Annotated in this window: 11 protein-coding genes; 5 read left to right on the plus strand and 6 right to left on the minus strand. The window is 68.1% G+C overall.

Annotation, left to right across the window (positions count from 1 at the left end; all coding sequences use genetic code 11):
* Positions 1 to 4 precede the first annotated feature (4 nt).
* The 3 genes from ABJK26_RS01920 to ABJK26_RS01930 are packed head-to-tail and all read right to left on the minus strand — an operon-like array spanning position 5 to position 2524.
* Positions 5 to 697, minus strand: a complete 693-nt coding sequence (locus ABJK26_RS01920; RefSeq protein ID WP_347240519.1) for a nitrous oxide reductase accessory protein NosL — start codon at positions 695 to 697, stop codon at positions 5 to 7.
* Positions 681 to 1358, minus strand: coding sequence for an ABC transporter ATP-binding protein (locus ABJK26_RS01925; protein WP_347240520.1), 678 nt, complete (start codon positions 1356 to 1358; stop codon positions 681 to 683). The genes ABJK26_RS01920 and ABJK26_RS01925 overlap by 17 nt, the downstream gene beginning before the upstream one ends.
* Positions 1337 to 2524 carry a NosD domain-containing protein gene (locus ABJK26_RS01930; protein ID WP_347240521.1) on the minus strand — a complete coding sequence of 396 codons (1188 nt, stop codon included), beginning with the start codon at positions 2522 to 2524 and terminating at the stop codon, positions 1337 to 1339. Before ABJK26_RS01930 ends, ABJK26_RS01925 begins: the two co-directional genes overlap by 22 nt.
* Before the next feature lie 111 nt (positions 2525 to 2635).
* Here ABJK26_RS01930 and ABJK26_RS01935 point away from each other — a divergent pair, with 111 nt between their 5' ends.
* Genes ABJK26_RS01935 through ABJK26_RS01945 form a run of 3 tightly spaced genes read left to right on the plus strand, consistent with a single transcriptional unit; the run spans position 2636 to position 3966 of the window.
* Positions 2636 to 3055 (plus strand): copper chaperone PCu(A)C, encoded by a 420-nt coding sequence (locus tag ABJK26_RS01935; RefSeq protein WP_347240522.1) that lies wholly within the window; start codon positions 2636 to 2638, stop codon positions 3053 to 3055.
* Positions 3052 to 3633 carry an SCO family protein gene (locus tag ABJK26_RS01940; protein WP_347240523.1) on the plus strand — a complete coding sequence of 194 codons (582 nt, stop codon included), beginning with the start codon at positions 3052 to 3054 and terminating at the stop codon, positions 3631 to 3633. The genes ABJK26_RS01935 and ABJK26_RS01940 overlap by 4 nt, the downstream gene beginning before the upstream one ends.
* A 9-nt stretch (positions 3634 to 3642) precedes the next feature.
* Entirely contained in the window at positions 3643 to 3966 is a 324-nt protein-coding gene (locus tag ABJK26_RS01945; RefSeq protein ID WP_347240524.1) for a dolichyl-phosphate-mannose-protein mannosyltransferase, read from the plus strand.
* A 31-nt stretch (positions 3967 to 3997) separates the two neighbouring features.
* On the opposite strand, the gene ABJK26_RS01950 is transcribed toward ABJK26_RS01945, so the two are convergent.
* On the minus strand, positions 3998 to 4792 hold the full coding sequence (locus ABJK26_RS01950; RefSeq protein WP_347240525.1) for a ZIP family metal transporter: 795 nt from the start codon (positions 4790 to 4792) through the stop codon (positions 3998 to 4000).
* A 66-nt stretch (positions 4793 to 4858) separates the two neighbouring features.
* On the opposite strand from ABJK26_RS01950, the gene prfA reads away from it, so the two are divergent.
* Together prfA and ABJK26_RS01960 are read left to right on the plus strand one after the other, a co-directional pair.
* Entirely contained in the window at positions 4859 to 5923 is a 1065-nt protein-coding gene (gene prfA / locus ABJK26_RS01955; protein WP_347240526.1) for a peptide chain release factor 1, read from the plus strand.
* Positions 5923 to 6390, plus strand: coding sequence for an NUDIX hydrolase (locus ABJK26_RS01960; RefSeq protein WP_347240527.1), 468 nt, complete (start codon positions 5923 to 5925; stop codon positions 6388 to 6390). The genes prfA and ABJK26_RS01960 overlap by 1 nt, the downstream gene beginning before the upstream one ends.
* On the opposite strand, the gene ABJK26_RS01965 is transcribed toward ABJK26_RS01960, so the two are convergent.
* Entirely contained in the window at positions 6387 to 7052 is a 666-nt protein-coding gene (locus tag ABJK26_RS01965; RefSeq protein ID WP_347240528.1) for a hypothetical protein, read from the minus strand. The genes ABJK26_RS01960 and ABJK26_RS01965 overlap by 4 nt on opposite strands.
* Positions 7053 to 7096: 44 nt before the next feature.
* Positions 7097 to 9976: glucodextranase DOMON-like domain-containing protein (locus tag ABJK26_RS01970; RefSeq protein WP_347240530.1), on the minus strand; the 2880-nt coding region annotated here is incomplete at its 5' end.

Consider the following 9976-nt stretch of genomic DNA (forward strand, 5'->3'; position numbering starts at 1 on the left):
TAGGCTAATGGCCGTGGTCCATTCCCTCCCCAAGGAGCCCCGCGTGCTTGGCCAGGAGGGCCACCAGGTTCATCTCGGGAAGGGGGGCGAGGTCCAGGAGGGTCTGGAAGCTGTAAAAGTGCTGGCGCCCGTGCTGGGCCCTGTTCTTCTCGGCGAACTCCTGGGCCGCCTTCGGGCTTGCGAAGGCCAGAAGGTGGGCGTTCATCACCACCATCATCCTCTCCCCCCAGTAGTAGGTGGCCGACCGGGCGGGAATCAGGCGAACCGTCTCCTGGGGGCGGGCAGGGTCGTAGCTTCCCCGGTCGGTGACGTAGAAGGTGGCCTCCTCCCCGTCCTTGATCCCGTGGACCCAGGCGTAGTTCACCATGCAGGCGATGCTCTCAAAGTGGAGGGCCTCCACCTGTTGCTGGGGGTCGTGGGGAGCAGGCCGGGGCTCGGCGAAGGCGATCTGGGAATAGGTCTGCTCAAAAAAGCCCTTGGGGAAGGTGCGGCCCCGCCACGAGCCTTCAGGGGTCTTAATGGGCATGCCGCAGAAGGCGCACGTCCCCGCCTCCCAGGGGATGGGCTTGGGGGGCACCGCCCGGCCCGAGGGCCTGGAGCCGGCCATCACGGGGTTCCCGTGGCCCATCTGGGCCAAGGCCGGTGCCGTGAGCGCCAGACCCGCCAAAGCCTTCACCACTTCACGCCGATTCCTCATAGAGCACCTCCATTAGCCAGGGGATGCGTTCTCCCCTTTGGCCCAAAACGAGCTGGGGCGGCCCCTCCTCCAGGAGAACGCCCCCCTTGAGGAGGACCAGGTGCTGGGTTTTGTAGGCCTCCTCGAGGCTGTGCAGCGCCACCGCTACAAGCCCCTGCCCCTTGGCCTCCACCCAGGCCCAGAACCGTTCCCTTCCCTTTGGGTCTAGGGCGGCGGTGGGCTCGTCCAGGAGCCAAACCGCCGGGTTGCCCATAAGGCTCGCCGCCAAGGCCAGCCGTTGGCGCTGGCCCCCCGAGAGGGCGCCCACCTTCCGGTCCATAAACCCCTCCAGGCCCATCCGGTCCACCGCTTCCTCTAGGGCCTGGGGGCCGAGCCCCTTGATCCGCTGGGCCAGGACCAGGACCTCCCTTGCCCGGAGGTGGGGGAAAAGCCTCGGGGTTTGGGGCAGGTAGGCGCGGAGGGGAAGGAGGCCCGGGTCCCTGGGAGAGCGGCCCAGGAGCAGGGCCCGCCCCCTGTCGGGCCTGAGCCTTCCCGCCAGGAGGGCGAGGAGGGTGCTCTTGCCCGCCCCGTTGGGGCCGAGAAGCCCCACCACCCCTCCGGAGAGCCTAAGGTTTAGGCCCTTAAGCCGCCCCCGCTTGCTCAGCTCCTCCACCACCACCACAGGCCACCTCCCAAAAGGGCCAGGAGGAAGAGGGAAGGGGAAGAAGCTCCTTGTTTGGCCAGCTTCTTGGGCCTGGGGTCGGCAAGGCGCGCGAGCCTAAGCCCCGGCACCTGGGCTTCCGCCCCTTCCCAGAGCAGGACCCCCGGGGCAAGGGCGAAGAGGGAAAGTTCGGGCTGGCGGGCGAGGAGAAGGGCGAAGCTGGAGGTGGGAAAGTGAGGGACGGGGAGGCCCGAGGCCCGGTCGTAGGCGTTGCCCACCACCCGGGCCTTCGCCTCCGGGTCGTCCACCAGGAGGTCGTAAAGGTTGCCCCGAAAGGCGTTTCCCTCCACCAGGGCCGAGTTCCCCCCCCGTTCCCGGGTGATGCGTAGACCCGTGCCGTTTTCCAGAAAGCGGTTCTCCCGCACCGCCACCTCTTTGGCGTCCATGAGCACCAGGCCCAGGGTGTTTTCCTGAAAGGTGTTGCCCCGCACCTCGGTGCCCTTTTCGTCTTGGACCAGGAGGCCGTAGCCCACGGGGCTTTTTTGACCCGAAAGGCGGTTGCCTACCACCCGGTTGGCGGCCCCGTGCATGACGGCGTTGCCCACGGCGTTGTTGCGGCTGGTGTTCGCCTCTACCCGCACTTCCCAGGAGAACATCACGTGAAACCCATAGCGCCCGTTCCCCTCCAGGAGGTTTTCCCGGATGGCGGTACCGGGGCTGTACTCCACGTAGACCGCGTCCATGTAGCCCGAGAGGCGATTTCGGGCGATGAGGGCGTTCGGGCTCCGGTAGACCAGAACCCCAGGGGCGGGAGAGTCCGGTCCGCGGGCCTCGAGGCCCACCACCCTGGCCCCTGGGGAGTCCTCCACCCGCACCGCCGTAAAAGCCCCCTCCACCCTCACCCCTTCCAGGGCACAACCCGCGCACCCTCCCAGGTAGAAGGCGGCGTCGGGCTCAAAGAAGTCCTGCCCTGCTCCGGCCCCCACCACCCGCAGGCCCCGCACCCGGATGCCGGGGGCGAGGAGGAGGACCGCGTGTCCCTTTCCTCCCCGGACCCAAGCCCCCTTTCCCTCCACCTCGAGGCCCGGCGTGGAGAGGACCAAGGGTCCAGGGATTTCCCCGGAAAGCTCCAGGACCCCGCCTCCGAAAGCGAGCCCGAAAAGGGCGAAGAGGCCCAGGAGGCGCATACACTCCAGGGTAGCGCCCTTTCCGGAACAAATGTACTTCTCACAGGCTCTTGGGCTACAAAGCTTTTCTTGACGCCCTTACCCCCATTTCCCGGGGTTTAAACTGAGGACATGAGGCGTTTGGCGGTTTTCCTTCCCCTGGCTCTCCTCGCCCTGGCCCAGGTGGCGGTCTTCCCCGGTTGGGTCCGCCTTGTGCCCCCCGTGGTGCCGGACACCACGGCCTACCTCACCGTGGAAAACCGGGGCAAGGTACCCTTGCGCCTGGTGGGGGCGGAAACCCCTGTTGCCCGCCGGATCTCCCTGCACCGGGACTACCGGGAAGACCGAGGAGGGCAGGTGGTCTTGGGCATGCGCCCCCTCCCCTACGTGGAAATCCCCCCAAAGACTCGGGTGGCCTTCCGGCCCGGGGGCTACCACCTCATGCTGGAAGGGCTCAAGGCTCCCCTCAAGGCAGGGGAAAAGGTGGAGCTCACCCTCCGCTTTCAGGACGGCACCCAGATTAGGGTGAGTCTACCCGTGGAGATGCGATGAAGCGCTTTTTGCCCCTCTTCCTCTTCCTCGGCCTCCTCGCCCTCGGGTACCTCCTCCTCCCCAAGGGCCATGCCTTCTACGGCACCAGGCTTCTCCACCCCAAGCCCGTGGACTTCGCCTTGGAGGGCCCCGAGGGCCCCGTGCGCCTCTCCCAGTTCCAGGACCAGGTGGTCCTCCTCTTCTTCGGCTACACCCACTGCCCTGACGTCTGCCCCACCACCCTGCTTGCCCTGAAGCGGGCCTACGAGAAGCTTCCCCCGAAGGACCAAAAGCGGGTCCAGGTGATCTTCGTGAGCGTGGACCCCGAGCGGGACACCCCAAAGATCGCCGACCGCTACGCCAAGGCCTTCCACCCCCGCTTTCTCGGGCTTTCGGGAAGCCCTGAGGCCATTCGGGAGGTCGCCCAGGCCTTCGGCGTCTACTACCAGAAAACCCAGTACCGGGGCCCGGGGGAATACCTGGTGGACCACACCGCCACCACCTTCCTGGTCAAGGAGGGGAGGCTTGTTCTCCTCTATAGCCCCGACAAGGTGGAGGCCACGGACAAGGTGGTGGCGGACCTGAAGGCCCTCCTGTAAGATGGGGCCATGGACCCCAAAGCCTTCCTGGAAAAGGCCAAGGAGCTCGCCCGCTCCGCCGCGGGAGAGGCGGAGAAGAGGCTTGCGGAGCTCAAGGAGAGGCTAGACCGGGACGCGGACGGCCGCCCCGACCTCTTGGAAAAGGCCCTGCGGGAGGCGGAAAAGGCCCTGGAGGAGGCCCGGGCTTGGCTCTCTGAGCTGGACCAGGACAAAGACGGCCTGCCCGACAGGCTCAAGGACCTCTCCGAAGCCGCCAAAAGGGCGGCCGAGGCCGCCAAGGCCAAGGCCGAGGAGGCCGCCCGTCTTTTCCGGGAGCGCCTGGGGGGCAGGTAAAAAAGACCCGCAGGGCCGCCAGAGCGAGCCCTTAGCCAAGGGCCACGTCCAGGGCCATCATCACGGCGAAGCCCGTCATGACCCCGAAGGTGGTGGTATCCCCGTTCCCCTCCGCCTGGCTTTCCGGGATCACCTCCTCCACCACCACGAAGACCATGGCCCCCGCCGCCATGGCCATGAGGTAGGGGAGAAGGGCCATCATCTGGGCCACGAGGAGGGCCCCGAGCACCGCGCCCAGGGGCTCCACGATGGCGGAAAGCTGCCCGTAGAACCAGGCGAGGCCCGCCCCGATCCCCACCCGCCGCAAGGGCCAGGCGATGGCGAGCCCCTCGGGGAGGTTCTGGAGGCCGATGCCCAAGGCGAGGGCGATGGCCCCGCCCAGGGTGGCCGTCCCCGTGGGGTCTAGCCCTGCGGCCCCGAAGGCCACCCCCACGGCCAGGCCCTCGGGGAAGTTGTGCAGGGTGATGGCGAGGACGAGGAGGGTGGTGCGGCGCCAGAGGGTCTTGAGCCCCTCGGGGGCCTCCTTGGGGCCCAGGTGGAGGTGGGGCAGGTAGCGGTCCAGGAGCCGAAGGAGCCCACCGCCCAGGAGAAACCCCACCACCGCCGGGAAAAGGGGGTTTTTCCCCTGGGCCTCCGCCATCTCCATGCCCGGGACGAGGAGGGAGAAGACGCTGGCCGCGAGCATCACCCCGGCGGCGAAGCCCAGCATGGCGTCCAGAAGCTTGCGGCTCGGCTCCCTTGCGAAGAAGACGCTCGCCGCCCCTACCGCCGTGAGGCCCCAGGTGAAGAGGCCGCCTAATAGGGCGTAGAGGAGAAAGGGCTCCATGTCCCCCCAGTTTAGGTTAACCTAAAACCGGGGTCAAGGGCTGGGTGCGCTATCCTGAAAGCAGGTATGCTGGATAAGCTTGAACGCCTAGAGGAAGAGTACCGGGAGCTGGAGGCGCTCCTTTCCGACCCGGAGGTGCTGAAGGACAAGGGGCGCTACCAGAGCCTATCCCGCCGCTACGCCGAGATGGGGGAGGTGATCGGCCTCATCCGGGAGTACCGCAAGGTCCTCCAGGACCTCGAGGAGGCGGAAAGCCTCCTTGACGACCCCGAGCTTAAGGAGATGGCCAAGGCGGAGCGGGAGGCCCTCCTCGCCCGCAAGGAGGCCCTGGAGAAGGAGCTGGAGCGCCACCTCCTGCCCAAGGACCCCATGGACGAGCGGGACGCCATCGTGGAGATCCGCGCCGGCACCGGGGGAGAGGAGGCCGCCCTCTTCGCCCGGGACCTTTTGGAGATGTACCTCCGCTTCGCCGAGGAGATGGGCTTTGAAACGGAGGTCCTGGACTCCCACCCCACGGACCTCGGGGGCTTCTCCAAGGTGGTCTTTGAGGTCCGGGGCCCTGGGGCCTACGGCACCTTCAAGTACGAGAGCGGGGTCCACCGGGTGCAGCGGGTCCCGGCCACGGAAACCCAGGGCCGCATCCACACCTCCACCGCCACGGTGGCGGTCCTCCCCAAGGCGGAGGAGGAGGACTTTGCGCTCAACATGGACGAGATCCGCATAGATGTAATGCGGGCCTCGGGGCCTGGGGGGCAGGGGGTGAACACCACGGACTCGGCGGTGCGGGTGGTCCACCTCCCCACGGGGATCATGGTCACCTGCCAGGACTCCCGGAGCCAGATCAAGAACCGGGAGAAGGCCCTCATGATCCTCCGTAGCCGCCTTCTGGAGATGAAGCGGGCCGAGGAGGCGGAAAAGCTCCGCCAGACCCGCCTCGCCCAGATCGGCACCGGGGAGCGTTCGGAGAAGATCCGCACCTACAACTTCCCCCAGTCCCGGGTCACGGACCACCGCATCGGCTTCACCACCCACGACCTCGAGGGCGTCCTCTCGGGACGCCTCCAGCCCCTTTTGGAAGCCCTCAAGCGGGCGGACCAGGAGCGCCAGCTGGAGGCCTTGACGGAAGCGTGATGCGCCGGGAGATCCTGGTGGTGGCCGCCATCCTCCTGGACCGCCAGGGGCGGGTGCTTCTCGTGGGGAACGACTGGAGCCGAAGGGGCCAGGTGCGCTACACCCTCCCCGGGGGCACCGTGGAGCCCGGGGAAACGGCCCTGGAGGCCCTGGTGCGGGAGGTGCGGGAGGAGACGGGCCTAAGGATCAAGGCCGTGGACCACCTGGCTTACGTCATCCAGGTGGAGGACCGCCGCAAAAACGAGCGCACCCTGGCCATGGCCTTCCGGGCGAGCTACGAGGGGCTTTTAAACCCCAAGGACCCCGACGGCCACATCGTGGAGGCCCGTTTCTTCACCCCGGAGGAGGCCGCCCAAAGGCTGGCCAACCACCGCCCCCTCCAAGAACCCCTGCTGGACTACCTGAGAGGGGAGCGGGGGCGCTTCTACGCCTACCCGGGGTGGGGCCCCCCGGGGGTGCGGGTTTAGGGGCCGAGCTTGCGCTTGAGGTAGGCTACAAGCTCCTCCAGGGTCCTGCGGAGCGCCCTTTGCTCCTCGGCCAGGGCCTCGAGGGGGTCTTTGGCGGGCTCCAGACCCGCAAAGGTCTTGAAAAGCAGGGTGGCGTTGCCGCACCTGGGGCAGGCCACCTCCGTGGGCCGGACCGAGGGCGCGTAAAAGACCCGGGTACCGCACCGGGGACAGAGGAGGTACTTGGCTCCCAGGGCCTCCCCCTTGCGCACCGCTTCTTCCAGCTCCATGGCCTCCTCCCGGGGGAAACCCAGGAAGTAGTCCTCCCCCACCTTAAGGGGGCCCAGGCCCTCCTCGGTGCTCCTTAGGTCCCCCCGCTTTCCCTCCGGCACCTCCCAGGTGAACCCGTTCCAGCGGAAGTGGCGGAGGTGCTTGCGCCCCTCCAGCTCCTCGATCTCCAGGATGAGCTGGAGGCTTGGGTCCTTGGGGTAGTAGTAGAGGCGCACCGCCTGGACCCCGGAGAGGGCCTTGGCGCGGGGGAAGGTATAGGTGAGGGGCCCTTCCCCCTTGGCGGGGTAGCCCACCAGCCGCTCCACGTCGTAGATGGTGAGGCCAGGGCGGCTCACGTCCCCAAAGAGGAGGCGCTCCACGTACCGGAAGGCGGCCTCGAGGCCGGGATCCATGAATCAAAGTCTACCCCGGGGTCCGCCTCCGGGGTAGCGAGGCCCTAGGGCCAGGTGACGCAGTAGGGCTTGAGCAACGCGTACTTCCCGCCCCCGTACCGGGAGAGCATGGCCTCCTGCACCCCCTTCTCGGGCCAGAGGTAGTCCACCACCAAAGGCGCGTCCTCGTTCTCCGCCCCGCCCAGGTTCCACGGCCCCGCCTCCTTGCCCACGGGCCGGAAGTGGTCGGGGCCGTAGCCGTCCTGGCTGCCCACCAGCACATAGAGGCAGACCCTCTGTCCCGGGGCGGGGTTGAAGTACCTCTTCTCCAGCTGGACGATCACCTGCTTGTCCGCGGGGTTGCTCCCCACCACGATCCCGTCGGCGGTGTCCGTGCCTTCGGGGAAGCCCACCCGTTGCCCGTACTGGGGCCAGCCCGCCGCCTTGAGGAAGAGGTCCCAGGGGTGCTCGGGGTCAAAGGCCACCTTGGCCCCCTTGGCGAAGGGGTCGGTGCGGCCCCCCTCCTTGAAGTCCAGGTAGACGTTGAGGAGCTGGTGGCTGAAGCCCGCCGGGGCCCCCCAGGGGTTGGTCATCTCCTTGAAGGCGAAGACGAAGGTCCAGGTGGCCCCGCTGTCCAGGACCCGCATCTCCAGGAGGTCAAAGAGCCCCTTAAAGGGAGCGAAGGCCTGGTCCTTGGGGTAGGTGTAGGTTCCGGGGCCGTGCTCGTCCCCCTCGGGGTCCTTAAGGACCAGGACCTCTCTTCCCGTCAGGCGCTGGGGCAGGGCGAGGGAGAGGGGGTTGGCGTTGGGGACGGTGTCCAGAACCTTGCCGCCCTTCTCCAGGACCACGGCGAGGCGCAGGGTGTCCCCGGGCTCGGCCTTCAGGGTGGTATAGGGGATGCGCATCTCCACCACCTCGCCCACGTAGGCCCGCCGCCCCCGGAGGTCGGCGGGGGAACTGGCCAGCACCCAGGCCCCGTCCCGGTAGGCGTAGCGCACCAGCACGGCCTCCCCTTCCCCCACCTGGTCCAGGTCCAGGGTGATCCGCTGCTGGAGGGGGAAGCCCAGGGAGACCCGGCTGCCTTCCGGAAAAGCGGCCCCGCCCTCCTCCCCTGGGGTGGTGGCGTAGACGTGGAGGCGGAAGCCCTGCCCCACCAGGTCCCGGGGGAGGACCCCGTCCCGGAGGTCCACCCGCAGGTAGACGTTCCCCTCGTCAAACCCCACGTAGACCCCCCGGAGGAGGTCGTCCGGGGTCTGCATGGCGGCCCCGTCGGGGTCGGGCAGGTAGGCTGCCCCCTTCCACTCCTCTGGCTCCGCTTTTCCGTCCAGGGTGGGCTTCACCCGGCCCGGAGCGCCCTGGGGGGCTATGGGGGGCCGCGCGGCGACGAAGAGCTCCTCGGGAGGCTCCTTCCCCAGGGTCTTGTAGACCGCCTGGAGCAGGGCCCGGAAGGCTTCGTCAAAGGGAGGGTTGTTGGGGAAAGCGGTGTCCTGGCCGTACCACCAGAACCAGTCGGAGGCCTCCGCGGCGTAGACCAGGCCCATGGCCTTCTCCGCCACCTTGGGGTCCCCGCCCGCCTCCTTGTAGGCCAGCACCGCCCGCCGGGCGCGGCTTAAGCGGTCCCAAGCCTCGTTCTCCTCCGGCTCCCCCGCCCACATGGCGAAGTCCCCGGCCCAGCCCCCGGTGGCGAGCCGCGGGATGGCCACCGAGGGAAGCCCCAACACCTCGGAGAAGCGCACCGTCTTGAGGGTGCCCTTCCTCTGCTCCTCGGAAAGGCGCCGGTAGAGGAGGCGGCGGAAGGCGTTGCCGTTTTCCGGGTAGTTCTCCCAGGCGTTCTCCCCGTCCAGGGCGAGGGTGAGCACCGCCTCGGGGTTTTGGCCGATCACCTGGCGGCGGATCTCCAAAAGGGCGGCGATGAGGTCCTCCACCGCCCGCTCGGCGGGCATCTGGCTGTAGCTAAAGCCGATCCGGTCCGAGAGGTCCCGGTGCCGGAAGAAGAGGACCAGGCGCTTGCCGTCTTTTTCCACGTGGTAGGGCCGGGTCAGGGTGAGGGGGTTCACGGGGAAGCCGCTTCGGCCGAGGATGGCCTCGTCCGTCACCAGGAAGCCGATCCCCTCCTCGGCGTAGAGCTCCGCGGCCTTCTGGCTCACCGCCCCCTCGGGGGGCCACATGCCCAAGGGCTCCTTCCCGAAGAGGGCCTGGAAGTAGGCCTTCCCGGCCCGCACCTGCCAGCGGGCGTCCTCCGGCCAGGCGATGGGCTCCTTGGGGAGGGCCAGGGCGGGGTTGGACTCGCGGATGGCCTCCTTATCCAGGAGGATGGGGAGGATGGGGTGGTAGTAGGGGGTGGTGAGGAGGTCAATCCGGCCCTCCTCCCAGAGCTTCCGGTGGAGGGGAAGGATGGTGGCCATGAGCTCCAGGTGCTTCCTCAAGACGTAGTTCAGGTCCTCCTGGGTAAAGCCCCGGTCCTTCTTCCTCAGGGCCTGGAGGCCGGGGTCCTTGGCGATGTAGTCCCGGTTGATCCAGAGGAGGTTCCAGAGGACCCGGAGGTCGGTGAGGTCCTGGTCGGTGAAGGCCTCCCCCCGGTTCTTTTTGGCCTGGAGCTCCTGGTAGCGGGGGCTTTCCGCCACGAAGCGGGGGTTGATGTCAAAGAAGCGCTCCACCACGAAGGCCCGCTCCTCGGGGGTGAGGGCGCTTGCGGGCTTTTCCGAGACCCGCCAGTAGGCGTCCTTGGCCTTGCCGGAGAGGTAGTCCTGGATCTGCTTGAGGAGGGTGGAGGTGTAGTCAAAGCTCACCCGGATCTCGGGGAACTCCAGGAGGACCTCGGCCATCCAGGGGTAGTCGTTCACCCCGTGCATGCGCACCCAGGGCCCCTCGTACTGGCCCGTGAGGGGGTTCTCGTAGGGGGGCTGGTGCTGGTGCCAGAGGATGGCCACCTTGAGGGGCTGGGC

The sequence above is a fragment of the Thermus sp. genome, from assembly GCF_039793865.1.
Classification (GTDB): domain Bacteria; phylum Deinococcota; class Deinococci; order Deinococcales; family Thermaceae; genus Thermus.